This is a genomic window from Cellulomonas xylanilytica, from assembly GCF_007989805.1.
Taxonomy (GTDB): domain Bacteria; phylum Actinomycetota; class Actinomycetes; order Actinomycetales; family Cellulomonadaceae; genus Cellulomonas; species Cellulomonas xylanilytica.
Genome location: NZ_BJUB01000004.1, coordinates 25,654 through 47,629 on the forward strand (window position 1 = coordinate 25,654; position 21,976 = coordinate 47,629).

General features: G+C 73.1%; 22 protein-coding genes and 1 tRNA gene. 8 read left to right on the forward strand and 15 right to left on the reverse strand.

Annotation, left to right across the window (positions count from 1 at the left end):
- The first annotated feature begins 3 nt into the window (after positions 1-3).
- From CXY01_RS07255 to CXY01_RS07270, 4 genes are read left to right on the forward strand one after another with little or no spacing between them, the layout of a single operon-like run.
- Complete coding sequence (locus tag CXY01_RS07255; protein ID WP_146926576.1) at positions 4-960, forward strand: ATP-binding cassette domain-containing protein; 957 nt, start codon at positions 4-6, stop codon at positions 958-960.
- A complete protein-coding gene (locus tag CXY01_RS07260) occupies positions 957-1,802 on the forward strand; it encodes an ABC transporter permease (RefSeq protein WP_146926578.1) in 846 nt (281 codons plus the stop codon). The genes CXY01_RS07255 and CXY01_RS07260 overlap by 4 nt, the downstream gene beginning before the upstream one ends.
- 21 nt (positions 1,803-1,823) lie before the next feature.
- Positions 1,824-3,200, forward strand: coding sequence for a sensor histidine kinase (locus tag CXY01_RS07265; protein ID WP_146926580.1), 1,377 nt, complete (start codon positions 1,824-1,826; stop codon positions 3,198-3,200).
- Positions 3,197-3,871, forward strand: a complete 675-nt coding sequence (locus CXY01_RS07270; protein ID WP_146926582.1) for a response regulator — start codon at positions 3,197-3,199, stop codon at positions 3,869-3,871. The genes CXY01_RS07265 and CXY01_RS07270 overlap by 4 nt, the downstream gene beginning before the upstream one ends.
- Before the next feature lie 66 nt (positions 3,872-3,937).
- On the opposite strand, the gene CXY01_RS07275 is transcribed toward CXY01_RS07270, so the two are convergent.
- Entirely contained in the window at positions 3,938-4,552 is a 615-nt protein-coding gene (locus CXY01_RS07275; protein WP_146926585.1) for a CG0192-related protein, read from the reverse strand.
- A gap of 119 nt (positions 4,553-4,671) precedes the next feature.
- Positions 4,672-5,610 carry a hypothetical protein gene (locus tag CXY01_RS07280; protein ID WP_146926587.1) on the reverse strand — a complete coding sequence of 313 codons (939 nt, stop codon included), beginning with the start codon at positions 5,608-5,610 and terminating at the stop codon, positions 4,672-4,674.
- A 383-nt stretch (positions 5,611-5,993) separates the two neighbouring features.
- Between CXY01_RS07280 and CXY01_RS07285 the strand changes: the two genes are divergently transcribed.
- The 3 genes from CXY01_RS07285 (at position 5,994) to CXY01_RS07295 (ending at position 8,584) form a co-directional block, all read left to right on the forward strand.
- A complete protein-coding gene (locus CXY01_RS07285) occupies positions 5,994-6,854 on the forward strand; it encodes a universal stress protein (RefSeq protein ID WP_146926588.1) in 861 nt (286 codons plus the stop codon).
- A 55-nt stretch (positions 6,855-6,909) separates the two neighbouring features.
- Complete coding sequence (locus CXY01_RS07290; protein WP_146926590.1) at positions 6,910-7,557, forward strand: hypothetical protein; 648 nt, start codon at positions 6,910-6,912, stop codon at positions 7,555-7,557.
- A 151-nt stretch (positions 7,558-7,708) separates the two neighbouring features.
- Positions 7,709-8,584, forward strand: coding sequence for a universal stress protein (locus CXY01_RS07295; protein ID WP_146926592.1), 876 nt, complete (start codon positions 7,709-7,711; stop codon positions 8,582-8,584).
- A gap of 11 nt (positions 8,585-8,595) precedes the next feature.
- Here the strand turns inward: CXY01_RS07295 and CXY01_RS07300 are convergent, their stop codons facing one another.
- Positions 8,596-9,618 (reverse strand): aldo/keto reductase, encoded by a 1,023-nt coding sequence (locus tag CXY01_RS07300; protein ID WP_146926594.1) that lies wholly within the window; start codon positions 9,616-9,618, stop codon positions 8,596-8,598.
- Positions 9,619-9,922: 304 nt separating this feature from the next.
- Positions 9,923-10,609, reverse strand: coding sequence for a helix-turn-helix domain-containing protein (locus CXY01_RS07305; protein ID WP_146926596.1), 687 nt, complete (start codon positions 10,607-10,609; stop codon positions 9,923-9,925).
- Between the two features lie 170 nt (positions 10,610-10,779).
- Between CXY01_RS07305 and CXY01_RS07310 the strand changes: the two genes are divergently transcribed.
- Positions 10,780-11,988, forward strand: coding sequence for a vanadium-dependent haloperoxidase (locus tag CXY01_RS07310; RefSeq protein WP_146926597.1), 1,209 nt, complete (start codon positions 10,780-10,782; stop codon positions 11,986-11,988).
- A gap of 168 nt (positions 11,989-12,156) precedes the next feature.
- Here the strand turns inward: CXY01_RS07310 and CXY01_RS07315 are convergent.
- The 11 genes from CXY01_RS07315 to CXY01_RS07365 form a co-directional block, all read right to left on the reverse strand.
- A tRNA-Pro gene (locus CXY01_RS07315) sits at positions 12,157-12,230 on the reverse strand.
- A gap of 27 nt (positions 12,231-12,257) precedes the next feature.
- On the reverse strand, positions 12,258-13,301 hold the full coding sequence (locus tag CXY01_RS07320; protein WP_146926599.1) for a hypothetical protein: 1,044 nt from the start codon (positions 13,299-13,301) through the stop codon (positions 12,258-12,260).
- Positions 13,298-14,773, reverse strand: a complete 1,476-nt coding sequence (gene der, locus CXY01_RS07325) for a ribosome biogenesis GTPase Der (RefSeq protein ID WP_146926601.1) — start codon at positions 14,771-14,773, stop codon at positions 13,298-13,300. Before der ends, CXY01_RS07320 begins: the two co-directional genes overlap by 4 nt.
- Positions 14,774-14,829: 56 nt before the next feature.
- Positions 14,830-15,642 (reverse strand): class I SAM-dependent methyltransferase, encoded by an 813-nt coding sequence (locus CXY01_RS07330; protein WP_146926603.1) that lies wholly within the window; start codon positions 15,640-15,642, stop codon positions 14,830-14,832.
- Positions 15,642-16,328, reverse strand: coding sequence for a lysophospholipid acyltransferase family protein (locus CXY01_RS07335; protein ID WP_146926605.1), 687 nt, complete (start codon positions 16,326-16,328; stop codon positions 15,642-15,644). Before CXY01_RS07335 ends, CXY01_RS07330 begins: the two co-directional genes overlap by 1 nt.
- The gene (gene cmk, locus CXY01_RS07340; RefSeq protein ID WP_146926607.1) at positions 16,325-17,035 is read right to left on the reverse strand and encodes a (d)CMP kinase; all 711 of its coding nucleotides are present in this window, start codon (positions 17,033-17,035) and stop codon (positions 16,325-16,327) included. The genes CXY01_RS07335 and cmk overlap by 4 nt, the downstream gene beginning before the upstream one ends.
- Positions 17,017-18,126, reverse strand: coding sequence for a prephenate dehydrogenase (locus CXY01_RS07345; protein WP_146926609.1), 1,110 nt, complete (start codon positions 18,124-18,126; stop codon positions 17,017-17,019). Before CXY01_RS07345 ends, cmk begins: the two co-directional genes overlap by 19 nt.
- Positions 18,123-18,869, reverse strand: coding sequence for a pseudouridine synthase (locus tag CXY01_RS07350; RefSeq protein WP_146926611.1), 747 nt, complete (start codon positions 18,867-18,869; stop codon positions 18,123-18,125). Before CXY01_RS07350 ends, CXY01_RS07345 begins: the two co-directional genes overlap by 4 nt.
- Before the next feature lie 638 nt (positions 18,870-19,507).
- Positions 19,508-20,170: an SMC-Scp complex subunit ScpB gene (gene scpB / locus CXY01_RS07355; protein ID WP_146926613.1), complete on the reverse strand. Its 663-nt coding sequence runs from the start codon at positions 20,168-20,170 to the stop codon at positions 19,508-19,510.
- Complete coding sequence (locus tag CXY01_RS07360) at positions 20,167-21,108, reverse strand: segregation and condensation protein A (protein ID WP_246125137.1); 942 nt, start codon at positions 21,106-21,108, stop codon at positions 20,167-20,169. The genes scpB and CXY01_RS07360 overlap by 4 nt, the downstream gene beginning before the upstream one ends.
- Positions 21,077-21,892 carry a ParA family protein gene (locus CXY01_RS07365; RefSeq protein WP_235523205.1) on the reverse strand — a complete coding sequence of 272 codons (816 nt, stop codon included), beginning with the start codon at positions 21,890-21,892 and terminating at the stop codon, positions 21,077-21,079. Before CXY01_RS07365 ends, CXY01_RS07360 begins: the two co-directional genes overlap by 32 nt.
- Positions 21,893-21,976 lie beyond the last annotated feature (84 nt).

Below are 21,976 nucleotides of genomic sequence, written 5' to 3' on the forward strand. Positions count from 1 at the left end.
CGCATGATCGAGGCACACAGCCTGACCAAGCGGTACGGCGCCCGGACCGTCGTCGACACCATGAGCTTCACGGTCCAGCCCGGCAAGGTCACCGGCTTCCTGGGTCCGAACGGCGCGGGGAAGTCCACGACGATGCGCATGGTCGTCGGGCTGGACCGGCCCACGGCCGGCACCGTGACCGTCAACGGCCGCCCGTACGCCCAGCACCGGGCCCCGCTGGGCGAGGTCGGGGTGCTGCTGGACGCGAAGGCCGTGCACGGCGGTCGCTCCGCCCGCGAGCACCTGACCGCGCTGGCCGCCACGCACGGCATCGGGCGGCGACGCGTCGACGCCGTCCTGGAGGTGACCGGTCTGACGTCGGTGGCGCGCGTGCGGGCCGGGCGCTTCTCGCTGGGCATGGGCCAGCGGCTCGGCATCGCCGCCGCGCTGCTCGGAGACCCGCAGACGCTCATCCTCGACGAGCCCGTCAACGGTCTGGACCCCGAGGGTGTCCTGTGGGTCCGCACCCTCCTGCGCGGCCTGGCCGCCGAGGGTCGCACCGTGCTGCTGTCCTCGCACCTCATGTCGGAGATGGCGCTCACGGCGGACCACCTGATCGTCATCGGGCGGGGCCGTGTCGTCGCCGACGCCCCCGTCGAGGAGGTCGTGTCCCGTGCCGGCGTCGCCGGCGTGCGGCTGCGCACCCCCGACGCGCCGCGGCTCGCCGCCCTGCTCGGGCGCGAGGCCGGCGTCGAGGTCACGTCCACCGGTACGGACCTGCTCCAGGTCACCGGCACCACGGCACCGGCCGTCTCGGCCGTCGCGGCGGCCGCGGGCATCGCGCTGCACGAGCTCGCCCCCGTCACGGCGTCCCTCGAGGACGCCTACCTGCAGCTCACCGGAGGCGAGGTGGAGTACCGCTCCGCCGCCACCCCCGACCCGACCGCACCGACCCGTCGCACCGCAGGAGCCTCCCGATGACCGCCGCCACCGCACCCGCCGCCCGCACGGCACCGCGCACCGCCGTGCAGCCCGTCACCTTCGGCCGGCTCGTCGCCGCCGAGTGGGTCAAGCTCCGCTCGCTGCGCTCCACGTGGTGGGCGCTCGCGCTCGCCGTCGCGTTCTTCCCGCTGCTGGCAGCCGTGCAGAGCGCGAGCGTCTCGCGGATCGCCGACGACGCACCGGCGGGGGCCTTCGTCGGCCCCGTGTACGTGACGTCCGGCCTCACCCTGAGCCAGCTGGTGCTCTGCGGGCTGGCGGTCGTGCTCATCACCGCCGAGTACCGCACCGGGCAGATCCGCTCCACCCTCGCGGCGGCCCCCCGACGGCTGCCGGTCCTGTGGGCCAAGCTCGCGGTGCTCGTCGGGGTCACGCTCGTCGCGGGGCTCGTGGGGGTCGTGGCCGGCTGGGTCGCCGCTGCGCCATGGTTCGAGGCCGCGGGCATGTCGGTGGACCTCTCGCAGCCGGAGCACCTGCGGCTCCTCCTCGGCGTGCCCCTCTACCTGGCCGCGATGGCGGCGCTGGCGTACGGGTTCGGGGCGGTCCTGCGCAGCTCCGCCGCCGGCATCGCGACCGTGCTCGGGCTCGTGTTCGTCGTCGAGCCCGCGTTCTCCTACATCCCGTGGGAGCCTCTGCAGCGGTTCGCCTCCTACCTGCCGAGCGCAGCCGGCTCCCGCCTCGTCACGTCCGACGCGATGGGCTCGGTGGTCGCCGGCTCGCAGAGCGCCGCGCTGGGTCCGTGGGCCGGGTTCGCGGTCCTGCTCGGGTGGGTCGCCGCCGCCCTGGTGGTCGCCGCGGTGCTCCTGCGCCGCCGGGACGCGTGAGCCCGGTGCGAGGATGCGGCGATGACTTCTGAGCAGATCGCGCGTCCCGACGCGCCTGGCCCGCCGGGAACCACCGGCCGGGCCGGGCGCGTCGTGGCGCACGCCCGCTCCGTCCTGCGGCGCGGTGTGGTGGCGGACGTGCTCGTCGTGGGCGGCTTCACCGGCTGGGCGCTGCTGCTGGGGCTCGGGGCGGACTCGATGTACGCGCTGTCGGAGCACCTCGACAGCGCCCAGGTGCTGCGGATGCAGCTCGTGTCGCTCGTCCTGACGATCGCGGGCGCGACGGCCCTCTGCTGGCGTCGGCGGAACCCGGTCGTCGTGGCGGCCGTCATGGGTGCCCTCGCGGTCGCCTCGCTGCTCGGCACGGGCGGGACCAACGGGTTCGAGCTGGGGATCGCGATCGCGCTGTGCTCCGTGGCGGCCACCCGACGGGCACGCGACGTGTGGGTCACAGCCGCTGCGGTGGTGCTGCCCGTGGTGGTCGTCGCCTGGTTCTCCCCGCTGGTCCAGGTGGTCGGCACCCGGGTGGTCGGGGGCGACCCCGACGACCCGGCCGCGCTCCGGTCCGGCCTGCTGCCGGGGCTGCTCGCTGACGTCGTGACGCCCGCGTGGGCCGTGACCGCGCTCCCTGTCCTGGTGCTCGCGCTGCTCGGGATCGCGTGGGGCACCCTGCTCCGCGCCCGGTGGCTCCGGCTCGCCGCGGTCGCCGAGGCCGAGCGGGCGCGCGCCGCCGAGCAGGCCCAGCAGGCCCTTCTCACGAGAGCCGACGAGCGCGCCCGCGTCGCCCGCGAGATGCACGACGTGGTCGCCCACTCGATCACCGTCATGGTCGCGCTCGGCGGGGGTGCCGCCGCGGCGCTCGACCGCGCGCCGGAACAGTCCCGGACCGCGCTCGACGAGCTCGTCGCGACCGGCCGGACCGCGCTGGAGGACGTGCGACGGATCCTCGGCGTGCTGCACGCCGACGACGACGCGACGCCGTGGGAGCCGCAGCCCGACGCCGCGGACCTCCCGCGGGTCGTCGAGAGGTTCCGGACGGCGGGACTACCGGTGCGGACGCGTGGCCTCGCGCTCACGGGGCTCGACCAGGTCGACGCGACGGTGCAGCTCGCCGTCGTCCGCATCGTCCAGGAGTCGCTCACCAACGTCCTGCGGCACGCGACCGGGACGGCGCAGGTCGACGTCGACGTCCGGCGCCTGCCCGACGCGGTCGAGGTCGTCGTCACCGACGCGGGCCCTGGAGCCGGAGCCAACACCCGCGACCCGGGGACCCGTCGCGGGCTCGTGAACCTGCAGCAGCGCGCCGCCGCGTTCGGCGGGAACGTCGAGGCCGGCCCCCACGGGACCGGCTGGCGGGTGCGCGCGCTGCTGCCGCAGCCGAACGAGGGAGAGGCATGATCCGCGTCCTGCTGGTCGACGACCAGGCGCTCATCCGCATGGGCTTCCGGCTGCTGCTGAGCAGCACCGACGACCTCGAGGTGGTCGGCGAGGCGCAGGACGGCAAGTCGGCGGTCGACCAGGTGGCAGCGCTGCACCCCGACGTCGTCCTGATGGACGTCCGCATGCCCGGCGTCAACGGGATCGACGCGACCGCGCGCATCGTCAAGGACCACCCGGCCACACGCGTCCTGGTCCTGACCACGTTCGACCTCGACGAGTACGCGTTCGCCGCGCTGCGCGCCGGCGCCAGCGGGTTCCTGCTCAAGGACGCCGCGCCCGCCGAGCTCGCCGCTGCCGTCCGGACGGTCGCGTCCGGGGACGCCGTCGTCTCGGCGCGTATCACCCGCCGCATGCTCGAGCTGTTCGCGGACCACCTGCCCGCCACGGACCAGGCACCTGACCCCGACGCCCCGCACCCCCGCCTCTCCTCGCTCACCCCGCGCGAGACCGAGGTGCTGCGCGAGGTCGCCGACGGCCTGTCCAACGCGGAGATCGCCCAGCACCTCGTCCTGTCCGAGGCGACCGTGAAGACGCACGTCGGCCGGATCCTCGCCAAGCTCGGTGTGCGTGACCGCGTGCAGGCTGTCGTGGTGGCCTATGAGACGGGACTGGTGCGGGCGGGGGCCTGAGCGACGTCCTCGGGCGTCCACCCGTCCACGTTGCGCGCCGCCCGCCCCGGCGGTGCCGGCTCGTCGTCAGGCGAGGTGGGCGAGCAGCACCGGCGCGTCCTGACCCGACCACGTGCCCGTGAGGCTGGACCCGTGGGCGACGTCTGCGGCATCCCGGTCGAGACGGCGGACGACGACCATGCGGACGTCTCGGGTCTGCATGATCGTCGTCGACCCGTCCGAGGACGCCGTCACGTCGCCGACGGGCGGCACGTCACCGGACGGTGCGCCGCTCCCCCTCACGCGCACGCTGGGCTCACGCGGTGCGTCCGTCCCCTCGACGATCTCGTCGGCCTGCCCGACGCCGGCCAGCAGCACGGACGCCAGCACCCGGGCGTAGACGGGGTCCCCCACCGCGTCGTAGACCCACCGTGGCCCGAGCACCGAGTGCTCCATGGTGCAGACCAGGAACTGTTCCGCACCGGCCAGCGGGGCGCCGCGGTAGGTCAGCGGGGCCTGGAGGAGGTGCCCACCGGCCGTCGCCACGACGTGCGTCTCGATGCCCACCTCGCCCTCGGGGTCGTCGAAGCGGAAGGCGCCGACCAGCTCGACTCCCGGCTCGCCCCAGGGCTGGGCGGGCACCCAGTCGGCGAGCAGCTCGAGCTTCGTGGGGCGGATGGTGGCGCGGTGCAGGAGGGCCATCGGCCGACCCTAGCGCGGGACCGATCATGCGCCCGAGCAGCACCCGGCCCCGGCGCCCTCACCATCCTGCGCAGCCCCTCGGCGAACCGGAACGTCGGCCTTCCACCACGTCGTCCACGTCACTGCTGCGTGACGGCGGCGGTCGCGGCATTGCTGGCCGCCGCTGCTCGTCGCTTCTCGACCATGACCTTGTGGTCGTTCTTCACGAGGTTCGCCCGCTTCCTGGTGGCCCCCAGCGCCTCCAGCTGGCGCGAGAGCTCGATCAGCTGCAGACCGAGGGCCCGCTCAGCGACGGTCGTGCCTTCCTCGGTCTCGCCCTCGCCCTCCTCGATCCACACGCGGACGTTGTGCTGCGCCTTGTTGATGCCGTCGATCACCAGGTTGATGTAGTGCTGCACGGTGTTCGCCATCCTGATGGCCTCGGCAGCCTGGCCGGCGCTGCGTGCAGCCGTGATCCAGCCGAGCAGCTGCTGCCTGTTCCCCCACACGTGGCTGCCGAGATGGACACCAGGCACGTACTGGGTGCGCTGGACGCTCTCGGTGGTCTTGAGGAACTCCTTGAGCTGCGTCTCCCACCTGTCGATCCGCTCCGGGGAGAGCGTGTCGTAGAACTCCGACCACGCGCTGTCGTCGACCTCCTCCGGCGCGTTCGGGTTGCGGGCTTCCGGCTTCCACGACGTGGACACCGGGAGCGGGGACATGATCGTCTCGTCGGGCTCGAACGGCGCAGCCTTGCAGGACTGCAGCATGTTCCAGGCTCGCTGGAGCTGGTCCTTGTCCCCACCGGCGATCAGCGCGGCCACGACCGCGCTCCTGAACTTGGCTTCGAACAGCTGGGGTCGTTCTCTCTTCGTGCGGTGTCTGCGGGAGTCCCTGGTGTACGGCCTGCCCCGCTCGTTGAACAGCGGCGCGAAGTTCGTGGCCAGGTGCTCGCGCAGCGCGCCCAGGTCGGTGAAGTGCACCTTCACCCACGTCAGTTCACCGCTCCACGGCTTCTCCTGGACGACGGAGATGGTGAGGTCGAGGCGTGGGGCGGGGCCCCATGCCAGACCGGGCACCGCATCCGGTCGGAGAGGTGCAGCGACCTCCGGAAGCCCTGGACTGCCGGACCCGAGCTCCTCGGGCTCCCGGGAACGGTCGTGATCTCGCGGGAAATCGGTCACGGTCACGTCGCAGGATCCTTCCTCGCCGCCGGCGGAGGGTTCCAGTCTCGCCGCGTCCGGACGGGCGCACAACGGCCTCGGTCCTCATCGCGTGCTCCCCACCCAGGAGGCGCGCGGCGCGCGTGCGTTGCGCCGTCGTCGTCGCGTCGACGGGAAGAACGGCAGCAGCACGACGCCGCATCTCGGGACCTCGGACTCTACGAACGAGCACCGCCGGGCCCGCACGATCGAGGTGTCCGGACGAACGGATGAGACAAAGACGTCTTCGGAGGTGCGAGATGAACCGAGAGATCGTGGTCGGCTACGACGGCTCGACCGGCGCGGACGAGGCACTGGCGTGGGCGGCGAGAGCGGCTCGACGCGAGCACGTCCCGCTCCGGATCGTGCATGTCGCGCGGTCGTTCCTCGACGGTTACGTCGTCGCCGACCGCCCTCTGGACCTGACCGCCCAGGTGGGAAACCAGGTGCTGGCCGGCGGGGTCGAGCGACTGCGAGCGATCGACCCGGACCTCGAGGTCACGACCCAGCTGGAGCCCGAGGACAGCGTCGCTGCCGTTCTCGCCGAGGCGTCGGGGCGCGCCCGTCTGCTCGTCGTGGGTTCCCGTGGTCGCGGCGGCTTCGCAGGACTGCTGCTCGGGTCCGTCAGCGTGACCGTCGCTGCGCACGCGCACTGCCCGGTCGTCGTGGTCCGCCCGCGGCACGAGGTCGAGGAAGCGTCCGTGCGACCGGTCGTGGTCGGTGTGGACGGCTCCGCGACGAGCGTGAGTGCGGTCGACCACGCCTTCGACCAGGCGTCGCGCCTGGGACGACCGCTCGTCGCCGTGCACGCCTGGGAGCTCCCGACGCTGGCCGGACCTGTACCCCCGTGGTCGCCCGACGAGGTCGAGGAGATCCGGATGGCAGAGAAGGCGGTGCTGTCCGAGAGCCTCGCGGGCCACATGGAGCGCTACCCCGACGTGACCGTGACGTCGATGGTCCACCGCGGGGGACCCGCCCACGTCATCCTCGCCGCCTCCGAGGACGCCGAGCTCCTGGTGGTCGGGTCCCGCGGCCTGGGAGGTTTCCGCGGCCTCCTGCTCGGGTCGGTGAGCCAGGCGGTGCTGCACCACGCCACGTGCCCGGTCGTGGTCGTCCGCTAACGGTCGGGAGCTCACGCACAGGGCTGCGGTTTCTGGAGAACAGAGAGGTACGGCGATGATCGACCCACGGCACACCCCGTCGGAGCTGCACGCCGGTGGCGCCACCGTGACGCTGCGCGGCGACGGCCTCGTCTCCCGCCTCGTGGTCCACACCGGTGACGGGACGGCCGCCGCCCGGTCGGCCGCTCACCTGGTCCAGCAGGCGGTCCTCGCCGGCGCCGGCACGGGCGTGCGGTCCGTCGTGATGACGCTCGACGTGTCGTCACCGGCCTGCGGGGCAGTCCTCGCGCAGCTGCACACCCTTGCCGGCGAGGGTGTGTGCACGCTCCGTCTACGACGGGCCGGACAGACGATGCTGGTCGACGTCGACCTCAGGTCCGCGTCCACGGAGAGCACCCCGTCCACGCAGCGGAGGACTGCTCGGCCCGACGACGGTCGCACGCCCGTGGGCACAGCGGCGGCAGTCCGCGGTCACGGTGCAGCTCCGACGGTGGTCAGCGCCCGCCGAGCCCAGCGACGCCTTCGTGCCCAGCTCGCGGGACGGTCCGGCATCTGCGGTGTCGGCCTGGCGAGGAAGGGCGACGGCTACGCGCTCAGGGTCAACGTCGTCGACGCGGACGTCGACGTCCCCGCCGAGGTGGACGGTCTCCCCGTCGACGTGCGCGTGACCGGCCCGCTGGTCGCGCTGCCTCGCGGATCGTGACGTCACCCGCCGCGTCCCGCCCCTGACGCGGAGACCCAGGACCGAGGTCCCGGGACGTGGCGGGAGATCGAGGCGCAGGGTGGAAGGAGCGCAGGGCGTTGCTGCCGGCCACAAGGACGGCGTCGTCCGGCGCGGACCAAGGAGGCTCCTCATGCGCACCGACGGACCGGTGGTCGTCGCTCTCGACGGGACGACGCACAGCGCACTGACGCTCCGGTGGGGCGTCGACGAGGCCGTCCGGCGGCGCGCTCGTCTTCTGCTCGTCACGGTCGTCGAGGACTCCTGGCAGGTGACCGCGTGGAGCTGGTACCCGATCATCGGGACAGGCGACGTCGACACCGTGGCGAAGGAGTACCTCGCGGACGAGGCGAACGTGGTGGAGGAGCACCACCCGGGTCTGCACGTCGAGACGCGCGTGCTGCACGGTCAGGTGGTGCCATGCCTGCGGGAGCTCAGCGTCAGCGCCCAGCTTCTCGTCCTCGGCGCGCGAGCCCGCACCGGGCGTGCGCGGACGGGCTCGACAGGCATCCATGTCGCGGCCCATGCCCGTTGCCCCGTCGCGGTCGTCCGCTCGGACCTCGCCCACCCGACGCCGACGACGGCGGCGATCGTGGTCGGCGTCGACGGATCCTCCGCATCGCTGGCAGCGGCGCACCTGGCAGCCCGAGAGGCGTGGATGCGCGGGCGACCCCTGCTCGTCGTGCACGCACGGCCGACGATCCCCGACCCCTTCGGGCGTGGGAGCGTCCCACCGCTGGAGACCGCCGACGAGAACGACCCGACGCACCGCGCGGCACACTCCCTCGCAGCGAAGGTCCGTGACGCGCACGACGGGCTCAGCGTCGAGCTCGCGCTCGTCGACGACGACCCGGCCGATGCCCTCGTCACCCTCGGCGTCGGTGCGGCCCTGCTCGTGGTGGGCTCGCGCGGCCTGGGCAGCTTCCGCGGCATGCTGCTCGGCTCGGTCGGTCACGCGGTCCTGCGCGAGGCGACAGTCCCGGTGATCGTGGTGCACGACGCCGGATGACGCGGAGTGGATCAGAAACCGCTCCGGTGGCGTTGCGCCACGCCGGCGGTGCCGTAGGGGTAGTCGTCGACCCTCGGGGCGCTGACCACGGTCAGCCGCTCGAGCTCGTCGTCCGTGAGCAGCAGATCGGCGGCGACCATGTTGTCGCCGAGCTGCTCGGTCGTCCGGGCTCCGATGATGACCGAGGAGACCGCCGGCCGACTGGCGAGCCACGCCAGCGCGACCTGGGACATGGTCACCTCGCGGGCGTCGGCCACCTCTCGGACGGCGTCGATGACACGCCACGTCCTGTCGTCGGCGTTGCGTGCCTCCCACGCCTCCATGCCTCGGGCGGGGTTCTCGCCCAGGCGGGTCGCGCCCTGCGGGGGGACGTCCCGCTCGTACTTCCCGGAGAGCCACCCGCCGGCCAAGGGCGACCACGGCAACAGTCCGAGCCCGGCGTCGAGCGCTGCTGGAACGACCTCGTGCTCGATGTCGCGGACCAGCAGGTTGTACTGCGGCTGCAGCGTGACCGGCGACGACCAGTGGTGCGAACGCGCGACGTGGACGGCCTTCGTGAGCTGCCACCCGAGGTAGTTGGAGAACCCGTAGTAGGAGATCTTGCCCGCGACGACTGCCTCGTCGAGGAACCCGAGCGTCTCCTCGAGAGGGGTGAGCGCGTCCCAGGCGTGCATCTGGTAGAGGTCGATGTGCTCGACACCGAGGCGACGCAGTGACGCGTCGAGCGCCTCGCGGAGATGGCGACGGGACAGACCGACGTCGTTCGGACCGTCTCCCATGGGGAACCGCCCCTTGGTGGCCACGACCAGCTGCCGCGCGTCGGTGGGGTGCGAGGTGAGCCAGCGTCCGAGAATCTCCTCGGAGCCGCCGCGCGAGTAGACATCGGCGGTGTCGACGAACGTCCCACCACGCTCGACGAATGCCGTCATGATCTCGGCGGACGTCTGCTCGTCCGCCTCGGCCCCGAACGTCATGGTGCCGAGGCACTGCGCCGAGACGATGGTTCCGCTGTTGCCGAGCATGCGGTACTGCATGGTGACGCCCTCCTGGCTGAGACTCCATCGAGGACATCACGAGTGCGCCGCGCCCGCCACCGCGCACGCACGGCCCCCGGCCGGCTCTACGGACAGCGATGCCCTGACGACATCGGGTTCACGCTGCGCCCGTCAATGTCAGCAAGTCCGGCGACTTCGTCGACCAGGCGGTGGGCATGGCGGCGTACGCCGATCAGCACGTGTGCCGCGCTCGGCGAGCGGCTCATCCGCGTGGACGTTGACGACCTTCCTCTCCCCATTGGCCGCCGGCGGGAAGGAGCGCGTGCACCGGCGAGCGCGGCGGTCAGGCAAGGACGTCGACGCGGTCGAGATCGGCCGGGCGGCGGCCCTCGAGAGCGCACACCGCTGCGAGGCGGTTGGTGACCCCGAGCTTCCGATACGCGTTCTCGAGGTGCTTGCGGACGGTGGCCAGTGTCACGACGAGCCGCTCGGCGATCTCGGCGTTGGAGAGACCCGCCGCGACCATGCGGAGGACGCGCCTCTCCTGCGCGGTGAGCGAGAGCAACGCCGCCGGCGTCGGACGCTCGCGCAGCAGGCGCTCCAGAGCCGGGGCGACGAGGCCGAGCAGGGCTCGGTCGCGAGCCGAGAACCGACTCCTCCGGCGAACCAGCCACAGCCGGACGACGTGGCCGGTACCGTCTCGGACTCCGACCGTCAGTACATGGGGGGTCCAACCGACGGACGAGCGGTCGCGAGCCGGTGCTCCCACGAGACCGTCGTCGCCGAGCGCGACCGGACCGGCGCCGGCAAGCAGGGCATAGCCCTTCGTCCAGTCGTGGAGCATGCCCACCCCGCCGACGATCGCACCCGTCCCGTCGAGCAGCGTGATGCCGAGCGCGTCGCAGTCAACCAACCGGGCGAGGTGGGGCAGGACGCACTCTCCAGGGAGGGCCGCGCCGGGCGCCGGCTCGGAGGCGAGCAGCGCGCGCACGACGGCCTGCTCCCTCTCGCGCAGCAGCAGGTCGGCCATGACTCGCTCTCCGTGCCCGCCGGCCTCGACGGGCGACGTCCCGAGTCTCGTCCCGATGCCCCCCGGCGTCCAGCGCCGTCGGGCGCCGCAAAGATTCGCGGAAATGCGCATGGCGGTCACGCCGCCGCCGGTTCGAGACTGGGACGAAACTTCGAGGAAAGCTGCGTCTCATGCACTCACGTCGTCGCATCGTCGCGGCTGCCGCTGCGGTTCTCCTGGCACCCATGATCGCGGTGCCGGTCGTCGGATCGGCGGCGAGCGCCAAACCGCTCGGATCATCGATCGCCGTCGACTGGCAGCGGACGGCGAACCGCACGATCTACACCGAGGCCGGCAGTGCGCCGCCGCTCGGCGCGCTCTACCTCGCCTTCACGTCGCTCGCTGTCCACGACGCTGCGACGAAGGCACAGCGGCACGGCATGCACGCAGCCGCGGCAGCGGTGGCGACGGCCGCGCACGACGTGCTCGTCGAGTACTTCCCGGCATCCGGGGCGGCACTCGACACCGACCTCGCCAACAGCCTGGCGAGGGTCCGCGACGGCGCGAAGCAGGACGCCGGTGTGGCCATCGGTGCCGCCGCCGCGGACAGGATGATCGCCTCCCGCGTCGACGACGGCCGCTTCGACCCCGCGTACGTCTACAGCAAGCCGCCCGCTCCTGGGGTGTGGCAGCCTGCGCTGGGGGGCGCGATGGCCCTGCCCTGGCTGGGCTACGTCGACCCGGTCGTGCACATCCGCCCCGTTTTCCTCGACGGGCCGGACCCCATCACCAGTGCCGCCTACGCGCGGGACTACGACGAGGTCCGCGCGGTCGGCGAGGTCGGCTCGACGACCCGCACCAGCGACCAGACGGCGATCGCGCAGTTCTTCGCGAACAACCCGATGGTCATGTACCGCACGGCAGTGTGCGACCTGCTCGCCGCCGAGCCGCTGGGTCTGCTGCCGACGACCCGCCTCTTCGCCCGGATCGACGCGGCCGTCGTGACCTCGTTCATCGCGAGCTGGCGGCTCAAGTACGAGATCGGGTATTGGCGGCCCTTCCAGGCCATCGCTGGCGCAGACACGGACGACAACTCCGCGACCACGCCCCAGGACAACTGGGTGCCCTTGGTGACCAACCCGGCGTACGCCGACTACACGAGCGGGCACGCCAACGCGACGTCGCCGTTTGCACAGGTGCTGCGCCGAACGCTCGGTGACGACACCGGGCTGGTCCTCAGGGCCGGGCCCATCACCCGCAGCTATGCCACCTTGACCGCGCTGGAGCACGACGCCCTCAACGCCCGGATCTGGGGTGGCCTCCACTTCCGGGACGCCATGGACGACGGCTACTACCTCGGCCACACGACTGCGGACCGCGTGATGGCGGCCGTCCACTGACGGCCTGGTCGCGACTGACTGCGGCCGGCGCACCCGAGATGCCGTCCGTCCCCGTATCCGAGCGAGTCCAGGTCCGTCTGCTCGTGGATAGGGCCCCGAGCAACCACCGAGACAAGAAAACGGCCCCTCGGATACTCTCCGAGAGGCCGCTGACCTGGACTTTCACTGTCGGGCTGACAGGATTTGAACCTGCGACCCCTTGACCCCCAGTCAAGTGCGCTACCAAGCTGCGCCACAGCCCGATGGCTCCCGCAGAAGCCTCGGAAACTCTACCCCACGGGCGAGGTGGTCCTGTCATCGGCGATCACGTCGAGCTCTGCGGCGACGACGCCGAGGACGAGGAGGTCCACCAGCAGGCCGATGCCGGCGTCCCAGGGTGAGAGCCGGAACAGGAAGATCTGGGTGACGAGCAGGGCGACGAGAGCAGCGCGGCGGAACCAGCGGTAGCCGGTCTCACGGTCGACGCGGACGCGGACCAGGCCGAGCACGGCGAACGCGGTCGACACGAGGCCGCTGAGCAGGATGCCCGCCACGAGCCACACGGGCTCGTCGTCGGAGGCTGTCCACCCGTAGATGCCCCGCGCGAGGGTCACGACGGACGTGGCGACGAGGACGGCGACGGTGAGCCACGGGACCCATCGCGCGCGCACCAGCCAGCGGGACGCGCCGACGACCCAGCGGGACGCGGCTCCGACGGGGTCGGGGACCTCGTCGGCGTCGTGCTCGACGGTGTCGAGCAGGGCGCGGACCTCCGCGGCGCCGGGGACGTCGCCGGCACGGGACAGGTACCACCGGGCGCGGGTGCGTTCGCGGGTGCTGAAGCCGCCGGCGAGGCCGGACACGGCCTGGTCAGCGGCGGCGGCGAGGTACTCGGCGGGGTCGCGCGGGTGGCGGCGGTGCAGCACGTCGGCGAACAGCCCCAGCCCGATGACGACGAGGTAGATCAGGGCGGCCGTGGGCTCCCAGAAGTAGTCGTAGTCGGACGTGACGAACTTGCCGATCTCGTCGATGAACAGCCCGAAGCCCACGCCGGCGACGAGGACGGCGGCGCGGCGCGCGACGGGGCCGATGAACGTCATCAGCCCGATGAAGGCGAGCGCCATGAGCAGCCCGCCCCACAGGACGTGCGAGATGTGCACTCCCCCGCCGCCGAGCTGCGGGAAACCGGTGAGGCCCAGCAGCAGGCGCGTGAGGACGACGGTCGCGAGCGTGGTCACCAGGAACCCGGTGATGTGGCTGCTCGACGCGGGGTCGCGCGGCAGGCCGAGCCTCAGCAGAGGCCGACGGCGCTGCACGGGACCGTCGGACGTCACCGCTTGCGCTTCTCCCGTACCCGGACGGAGATCGAGATCGGCGTGCCCTCGAACCCGAACGTCTCGCGCAGGCGACGCTCGATGTACCGGCGGTAGCCGGGGTCGAGGAAGCCGGTGGCGAAGATGACGAACCGGGGCGGGCGGGTGGACGCCTGGGTGGCGAACAGGATGCGGGGCTGCTTGCCGCCGCGCAGGGGGTGCGGGTGGGCCGCGACGAGCTCGCCGAGGAACGCGTTGAGGCGCCCGGTGGAGATGCGGGTGTCCCACGACTCCAGCGCCCGCTCGAGCGCGGGGACCATGCGGTCGGTGTGCCAGCCGGTCTTCGCCGAGATGTTCACGCGCGGAGCCCACTGCACCTGCACGAGGTCCTGCTCGATCTCCCGCTCGAGGAACGGGCGGCGGTCCTCGTCCATGAGGTCCCACTTGTTGTACGCGATCACCAGGGCGCGGCCGGCCTCGATGACTTGCGTGATCACGCGGGTGTCCTGCTCGGTGAGCTTGACGGAGGCGTCGACGAGGACGACGGCGACCTCGGCCTTCTCGATCGCGGCCTGCGTGCGCAGCGAGGCGTAGAAGTCGGCACCGGACGTCTGGTGCACCCGGCGGCGGATGCCGGCGGTGTCGACGAAGACCCACGGCTTGCCCTTGAGCGCGACCAGCTCGTCCACCGGGTCGCGGGTGGTGCCGGCGACGGAGTCGACGACGACGCGCTCGGCGCCGAGCACCTTGTTCAGCAGCGAGGACTTGCCGACGTTCGGACGGCCGACGAGCGCGACGCGGCGTGGTCCGTCGGGGATCGGCGTGCCGTGCGCCGAGACCTCGGGCAGCGCGTCGATGGCGGCGTCGAGGAGGTCACCGGTGCCGCGGCCGTGCAGCGCCGACACGGGGAACGGCTCGCCGAGCCCGAGGGACCAGAGGTTGGCCGCATCGGCCTCGCCGGCGGGACCGTCGACCTTGTTGGCGCACAGCACGACCGGCTTGCCGGCCTTGCGCAGCAGGCGGACCACCTGGGTGTCGGTCTCGGTGACGCCGACCGTGGCATCGACGACGAAGATCACGGCGTCGGCCAGCGAGATCGCGACCTCGGCCTGCTGCGCGACGCGCGCCTCGATGCCCGCGACGTCGACCTCCCAGCCGCCGGTGTCCACCAGCGTGAACCGCTTGCCGGACCACTCGGCGGGATAGCTCACGCGGTCGCGCGTGACCCCGGGCTTGTCCTCGACGACTGCCTCGCGGCGGCCGAGGATGCGGTTGACGAGCGTCGACTTGCCGACGTTCGGGCGGCCGACGACGGCGAGCACAGGGAAGACGACGACCGGCTCCTCGCCGATCTCGCCGACGTCCTCGGCGTGCAGGAGGGCAAGGTCCTCGTCCTCGAGCTCGTAGTCGGTGAGGCCCGCGCGCAGCGCCCGCTCACGGTCGGCGTCGCCGGCCTCGTCGGGCAGCACAAAGGTCGGATCGGGCTCAGTCATGCGCCCATTGTCCCCTGCGGACCGCCCCCGGGACGACTACCTGCGCGAGAGTCCCGTCACGGACGCCAGATGACCACGCCGACGTCGCGCGCCCGCTCGGCGAACGTGCCGGTCGGCGACGCCGATCGCAGGAGTTCCCGGAGGTCGTGCTCGAACTGCGGGAGCCGTGGGCCGAACAGGTGCGGCGCCGAGCTCGACAGGGACAGGACGGCGGAGACGACCTCCTCGGCGGACCGTTCGACAACTTCGCCACGCACGACTTCGAGCCTCTGCGGACCCCGGTAGCCGGTGGCTCGCATGACGTCCTCCTCACCGCTGCGCGGCTGGAGCAGGACCCCTTGGCCGGCTCGGCGGGCCGGACCCAGGTACGAGGCGACCAGCTCGTCGATGCGGTCCCACGGGGGACGCGGGTGCGGCAGCGGGTCGTGGCCCTCGGCACCCCGGTGCGTCGTCGCGAAGACGTGCACCCACGCACCGCCGGGCTCGATCATCGGCCGGACCTCCCGGGCGACCCGCGGCTGATCCATCCAGTGGAACGACTGCGCGAACGTGACCAGCCGGAACGTGCCGAGGTCCGCGGGGAGCTCTTCGGCGCGCAGCTGCCGCCACGCGATCGTGGCCGCGCCCGAACGGCGAGCCTCGGCGATCATGCCGGGATCGGCGTCGACCCCCACCGCGGACGAGACGAGCGGCGCGAGCAGCAGCGTCAGGGAACCGGGCCCGCAGCCGACGTCCAGGAGACGACCGGTGCCGTCGAGGCCGAGCGCGTCGCGCACGGCGTCGGCGAGGGCCGCCGGGTAGCCCATCCGCCCGACGGCGTAGTGCCGGGCGCTGCCCTCGTAGAGGCTCGGGTCCCACGCCCAGTCCATCAGAGCGCGCGTTCCCGGTTCGGGTCGTCGGTCGGCAGCAGCAGCCCTGTCCGAGCACTCGCCCGGTCGACGAGCTCGGCCAGCGCGACCCGGATCGACTCGTTCGCGCTCTCGAGGGCAGCCCGGCCCGACACGCCCGCACCGCGCTCGAGGAGCAGCGGCTCGCCGAACTCGATCGCGAGCCGGCGCCGCAGGCCGGGGACGTGACCGACGGACTCCCCCGTCCGTCGCGTGCCCAGCACCGCCACCGGGACGACCGGCGCGTGGCCGTTCAGCGCGAGCCACGCGATCCCGGCCCGTGCGCTCGCCGCGTCCCCCCTGCCGCGGTTGCCCTCGGGGAAGACGCCGACGACACCGCCGCGCTTGAGCACGACCAGCGCGCTGCTGAGGGCCGAACGTCCACCGTCGCGCTCGACGGCGATCTGGCCGGCCGCACGCAGCACCATGCCGACCGGCCCCCAGAACATCTCCGACTTCACCAGCATGTGCGACGGCCGCGGCGACACGCCGAGCAGGATCGGGCCGTCGATGATGCCCGTGTGGTTCGCCGCGAACAGGACCGGCCCGTCGGCGGGCACCCGGTGCGCACCAGCGACGTCGGTGTTCCAGAGGACCCGTGCGAGGAAGCGCCCGATCCAGCGCGACCAGAGCGGACCGCGCTCCGACGGGCCGGTCGGGACGCTCACGGGCGGGGGCCGACGACCGACTCGACGACGTCGAGGACCGCTTGCACGGTCTGGTCGAGGTCCAGGTCCGAGGAGTCCACGGTGACCACCCCGTCGGCGGCGACGTGGAACTGCACGACGGTCGAGTCGTCGGCGTCGCGACGCAGCACCTGGTCGCGCGTCGCCTCGACGGCGGCGGCGTCGTCGGTGCCGTGCACGTCACGGGCCCGCCGCGCGAGCCGGGCTTCCTCGCTCGCGGTCAGGAGCACGCGGACGTCCGCGTCGGGTGCGACGACGGTCGTGATGTCGCGACCCTCGGCGACGATGCCCGGCCCGTTGACGCGCGCCGACTCGATCTCCGCGCGCTGCAGCCGCCCGAGCTCGGCGCGGACCTCGAGGTTGGTCGCGACGGCGCTGACCGCCGCGGAGATCTCCGTGGTGCGGATCGCCTCGCCGACGTCGATCCCGTCGACGTGCACCGCCGGGTCCGCCGGGTCCACGCCCATGACGAGCGGCAGCGTCCGTACCTGCCCGGCGACCGCGTCGACGTCCGTCAGCGGGACGCCCTGGTGCAGGCACCACCACGTGGCCGCCCGGTACATCGCCCCGGTGTCGAGGTACGCCAGCCCGAGCGCGCTCGCCACACCGCGGGACACGCTGGACTTGCCGGACCCCGACGGGCCGTCGATCGCGACGACAATCGCCCTGCTCAACTCACCAGTCTCCATCCGCGGGCCGTGAGCTCCGCCTCGAGGTGCTCCACCCGTCCGGGCAGCACCGAGATCTCCGCCATGCCGACCGGCCGGCCGGCCGCGTGCTCGAGGTGCAGGTCCTCGAGGTTGACCCCCGCCTCACCGACCTCGGTGAGCAGGCGCGCCAGCTCTCCCGGCGCGTCGGGCACGAGGACCGTGACCACGCCGTACGTGCGCTGCGCGCCGCCGTGCTTGCCGGGGATGCGCGCCACGCCGGCGTTCCCGTCGGCGATCGCCTGCGCGAGCGTGGCCAGCGCACCGAGCTCGACCGTCTCCGGCCCGTCGGCCGCCGCCGCCTGCCCGAGCGCGTCGATCACGGTGTCGAGGTCGGTCCGCAGGTCCCGCAGCACGTCCCGCACGGCGGCCGCGTTCGCGGCCAGGATCGACGTCCACAGCGCGGGGTCGGACGCGGCCAGCCGGGTGACGTCGCGCAGCCCCTGACCGGCGAGGCCGAGCGCGGCGTCGTCAGCACCGCGCAGCCGGGCGGCGACGAGGCTCGCGGCCACCTGCGGCACGTGCGAGACGGCGGCGACCGCGGCGTCGTGCGCGTCGGCGTCCATCGTCACCGGCACCGCGCCGAGGTCGACGGCCAGCGAGCGGACGGCCAGCACCGCGTCCGGGTGCGACGAGCCCGAGTCGGCGATCACCCAGGGCCGGCCGAGGAACAGGTCGGGGACGGCCGCGGAGGGACCGGACCTCTCGCGGCCGGCCATGGGGTGCGACCCGACGTAGCGCGTGAGGTCCGCGCCCGCGGCCCGCAGCTCCGCCAGCACGTACCCCTTCACGCTCGCCACGTCGGTCACCACGGCGTCCGGATACGCCGCGAGCTCCGCCCTGACCACGTCCGCGGTGACGTCGGGGGGTGCCGCGACGACGACCAGCGCGGGGGCCGTGTCGTCGGGACCGGCGGGCCGTCCTGCGCCCACGTCCCGTGCCAGCGCCAGGGCGGTGCGGGACGGGTCGTGCAGGACGACGTCCACGCCGTGGGTCCTCAGGGCGAGTCCGACCGACGTGCCCAGCAGGCCGGTGCCGACGATGCGCACCGGCCCCCGCGTCGCCAGCGTCACATGCCCACCCGCGTCATCAGCGAGCCCACCTCGGTCTTCGACAGCACGCGCGTGCGACCCGGCTTGAGGTCACCCAGGCGGATCGGACCGATCTGCGTGCGCACCAGCTGCGTGACCGGGTAGCCGACCTCGTCGAAGATCCGTCGCACGATGCGGTTGCGACCCTCGTGCAGCTCGATCTCCACCAGGCTCGCCTGCGGGGTCGTCTGCACGATCTGGAACTTGTCGACCTTGGCCAGCCCGTCCTCGAGCTCCACGCCCTTGATCAGCCGCGTGCCGAGCGACGGCGTGACGCGGCCCTCGAGCTGCACCAGGTACACCTTGGTCACACCGTGCGACGGGTGCGACAGACGGTTTGCCAGGTCCCCGTCGTTGGTCAGCAGGATCAGGCCCTCGGTCTCCGCATCCAGGCGGCCGACGTGGAACAGCCGCTCCTCGCGGTCGGACACGAACTGGCCGATCGACGGCCGGCCCTCGGGGTCGTGCATCGTCGAGACGACGCCCTTGGGCTTGTTGAGCGCGATGGTCACGATCGAGGAGTCCAGCTGCACGCGCATGCCGTCCACGTGGATGACCGCCGTGAGCGGGTCCACGCGCACGCCGAGCTCGAGCACCTTGGTGCCGTCGACGGTCACGCGCCCGGCCGAGATGAGGTCCTCGCACGCGCGGCGCGACCCGAGCCCCGCCGCCGCGAGCACCTTCTGCAGGCGCACGCCGTCGGGGTCGTGGACGTCGATCGTCACCTCGGGGGTGCGGCTGGGCCTCGGCGGCCGGCTCGACGCACCGTCGCTGCGCGGCCGACCGGCACCGCCGCTGCGCGGGTAACCGCTCCCGCTCTTCGGGCGCGGGCCGCCACTGCGTGCGGGGGCGCCCGGACCACCGCGCGAGGCGCCGCCCCGGGATCCACCGCCGGTGCTCGACCCACCGCGGTACCCGCCGCTGTCGCGGGAGTCTCCCCCGGAGCTCGCAGCGCCGCGGTAGCCACCACCGCCGTCACGCGAGCCGCCGCCGCTCGAGCCGCCGCGGTACCCGCCGCTGTCGCGCGAGCCGCCGCCTGCACCGCCGCGGTACCCGCCGGCGTCGCGCGACCCACCGCTGCTGCCGCTCCGGGAGCCTCCCGCGCTGCCACCGCGGCTGTCGCCGCCGGCGCTGCTCCCCCGGTAGCCGCCGCCACCGCTGCTGCGGTACCCGTCGCCGCCACCGGTGCTGCCGCGGTAGCCCTCGCCCCCACCGGCACCCCGGTAGCCGCCGCCGCCCCGGGAGCCACCGGCGCTGCCGCCACGGCTCGCACCGGACCCACCGCTGCCCCGCGGTGCGCCGCCCCTCCCGCCCGACTGACCACCGGACTGGCCGGCGCCCCCTGACCGTCGTTCCTGCGGGCTCATCTGTTGTCTCCGATCGCCTGGTCGACGCCGTCGAAGGCGTCGATGTCCGGCAGGTAGGGCGCGAGCGGGGGCATCTCGTCCAGGCTGGACAGCCCCATCCGCTCCAAGAAGTATCCCGTGGTCTGGTACAGCACGGCACCGCTCGACGGATCCGTCCCGACCTCGGCGACGAGGCCGCGCGTCGTCAGCGTGCGGACCACCCCGTCGACGTTCACGCCGCGCACCGCCGAGACCTGTCCGCGCGTCACGGGCTGCCGGTAGGCGATGACGGCGAGCGTCTCGAGCGCCGCCTGCGTGAGCCGGGCTGTCTGCCCGTCGAGCACGAAGCGCCCGACGACGTCCGCGTAGACGGGGGCGGAGTAGATCCGCCAGCCGTCGCCGACGCGCCGCACCTCGAAGCCGCGCGGCCGGCCGCCGTTCTCGCCGCGGTACTCGGCGGCGAGCTCGTCGAGCAGCGCCTCGACCCGGGCGGTGGGCAGCGCCAGCACCGTGGCCAGCCGGACGGCCGCGATCGGCTCGTCGGCGACCATGAGCACCGCCTCGAGCGCAGCCAGAGCGCCGCCGGGGAGGTCGTCGACGTCGAACGCGAGCTCGTCGGCGGCGGCCTGCTCGTCGGTCGGCTCCTCGACGACGGTGTCGTCCGCCACGTTCTCCGTCATGCGTCCTCCTCGGCGGACCCGTCACGGGCCAGCTCTGCGTCCAGTGTGGTGTCGAGGGTGTCGAAGTCGTCGGACACCTCGATCTCGCCCTCCTCGGATCCTGTCCAGCGCACCGTCAGCTCACCGAGCGGCGTGACCTGGTCGAACGCGACGGCACCCTCCCGGAACAGCTCCAGGAGCGCGAGGAACCGGGCGACGACGACGACCGTGGCGCCGGCGTCGGCGGTGAGCGCACGGAACGACATCGCGCCGCCGTGCCGCAGCCGGTCCACCAGCACGGCGGCCTGCTCCCGCACGCTGACCGCCGGGGCGTGCAGGTGGCTGATGTCGACGCCGGGCGGTGCCGCCTTGGGCTGCTCGGCCTTCGCCGCCAGTGCGGCGAGCTGCTCGGGCCCCACCTGCCACACCAGCTCGGGCAGCAGCGCCGCGAGGTGCGGCTCGAGGGTGACCAGCCGCGGGAAGCGCCGGCCCTCGGTCGCGAACCGCTCCGCCAGGTCCGCCGCGACGAGCTTGTACGCGCGGTACTGCAGGAGGCGGGCGAAGAGCAGGTCGCGGGCCTCGAGCAGCTCCAGGTCCTCCGCGTCCTCGACGTCCGCCGACGGCAGCAGCCGCGCGGCCTTGAGGTCGAGCAGCGTGGCGGCGATGACCAGGAACTCGCTGGCCTGCCCGAGGTCCCACTGCTTCTCGGCGCCGCGGATGTGCGCGATGAACTCGTCGGTGACCTGCGCCAGTGCGACCTCGGTGATGTCGAGCTTGTGCTTGGCGATCAGGCCGAGCAGCAGGTCGAACGGGCCGCTGAAGTTGGTGAGGTGGACCTCGAAGGACTGGGTACCGACCGGGGACGGCGCAGGCGCGTTCGCACCCGCCGGCTCCGTGACCGACTGCTCGGGCGGGACCGCGCGCTCGTCAGGCGGCGTCGCCACGGGCGACGAGCTCACGTGCCAGCTGACGGTAGGCCGCCGCACCCGAGTGCGTCGGGGCGTAGGTGGTGATCGGCTCCGCGGCCACGGTGGCGTCGGGGAACTTCACGGTCCGGCTGATGACGGTGTGCAGCAGCGTGTCACCGAACGCCTCGCTGACGCGCGCGACGACCTCGCGGGCGTGCAGCGTGCGGGGGTCGTACATGGTGGCCAGGATGCCGTCGACCTCGAGGCGCGGGTTCAGCCGGTCGCGGACCTTCTCGATGGTCTCGACGAGCAGGGCGACACCGCGCAGCGCGAAGAACTCGCACTCCAGCGGGATGAGCACGCCGTGCGCGGCGGTCAGCGCGTTGACCGTGAGCAGCCCGAGCGACGGCTGGCAGTCGATCATCACGACGTCGTAGTCGTCGAGCACCGGCCGCAGCGTGCGCGCCAGCACCGACTCCCGGGCCACCTCACCCACCAGCTGCACCTCGGCGGCGGACAGGTCGATGTTGGCCGGCAGCAGGTCCAGGCCCGGCGTCGCGGTGTGCTGGATGAGCGAGTGGATGTCGGCGTCGCGCTCCATGAGCAGGTTGTAGACCGTGCGGTCCAGCTCGTGCGGGCTGATGCCCAGGCCCACCGACGCGGCGCCCTGCGGGTCGAAGTCGACGATCAGCACCTTGCGCCCGTACTCGGCGAGCGCGGCGGCGAGGTTGATGGTGGTCGTCGTCTTGCCGACGCCACCCTTCTGGTTGCAGAGGGCGATCACGCGGGCCGGGCCGTGCGACGCGAGCGGGGGCGGCTCGGGGAACGCGGGCATGGGCCGCCCGACGGCATCGAGCTGCGGGTCGGTCGTCTGCTGGCTCACCACGCGGACAACCTACCGGAGCACGGCGGCCGATGG

Excerpts from the sequence above, each read along its gene's own strand:
- CXY01_RS07255 (WP_146926576.1), top strand. The coding sequence starts at position 4 with ATGATCGAGGCACACAGCCTGACCAAGCGGTACGGCGCCCGGACCGTC.
- CXY01_RS07260 (WP_146926578.1), top strand. The coding sequence starts at position 957 with ATGACCGCCGCCACCGCACCCGCCGCCCGCACGGCACCGCGCACCGCC.
- CXY01_RS07265 (WP_146926580.1), top strand. The coding sequence starts at position 1,824 with ATGACTTCTGAGCAGATCGCGCGTCCCGACGCGCCTGGCCCGCCGGGA.
- CXY01_RS07270 (WP_146926582.1), top strand. The coding sequence starts at position 3,197 with ATGATCCGCGTCCTGCTGGTCGACGACCAGGCGCTCATCCGCATGGGC.
- CXY01_RS07275 (WP_146926585.1), bottom strand. The coding sequence starts at position 4,552 with ATGGCCCTCCTGCACCGCGCCACCATCCGCCCCACGAAGCTCGAGCTG.
- CXY01_RS07285 (WP_146926588.1), top strand. The coding sequence starts at position 5,994 with ATGAACCGAGAGATCGTGGTCGGCTACGACGGCTCGACCGGCGCGGAC.
- CXY01_RS07290 (WP_146926590.1), top strand. The coding sequence starts at position 6,910 with ATGATCGACCCACGGCACACCCCGTCGGAGCTGCACGCCGGTGGCGCC.
- CXY01_RS07295 (WP_146926592.1), top strand. The coding sequence starts at position 7,709 with ATGCGCACCGACGGACCGGTGGTCGTCGCTCTCGACGGGACGACGCAC.
- CXY01_RS07300 (WP_146926594.1), bottom strand. The coding sequence starts at position 9,618 with ATGCAGTACCGCATGCTCGGCAACAGCGGAACCATCGTCTCGGCGCAG.
- CXY01_RS07305 (WP_146926596.1), bottom strand. The coding sequence starts at position 10,609 with ATGGCCGACCTGCTGCTGCGCGAGAGGGAGCAGGCCGTCGTGCGCGCG.
- CXY01_RS07310 (WP_146926597.1), top strand. The coding sequence starts at position 10,780 with ATGCACTCACGTCGTCGCATCGTCGCGGCTGCCGCTGCGGTTCTCCTG.
- der (WP_146926601.1), bottom strand. The coding sequence starts at position 14,773 with ATGACTGAGCCCGATCCGACCTTTGTGCTGCCCGACGAGGCCGGCGAC.
- CXY01_RS07330 (WP_146926603.1), bottom strand. The coding sequence starts at position 15,642 with ATGGACTGGGCGTGGGACCCGAGCCTCTACGAGGGCAGCGCCCGGCAC.
- cmk (WP_146926607.1), bottom strand. The coding sequence starts at position 17,035 with ATGGAGACTGGTGAGTTGAGCAGGGCGATTGTCGTCGCGATCGACGGC.
- scpB (WP_146926613.1), bottom strand. The coding sequence starts at position 20,170 with ATGACGGAGAACGTGGCGGACGACACCGTCGTCGAGGAGCCGACCGAC.
- CXY01_RS07365 (WP_235523205.1), bottom strand. The coding sequence starts at position 21,892 with ATGCCCGCGTTCCCCGAGCCGCCCCCGCTCGCGTCGCACGGCCCGGCC.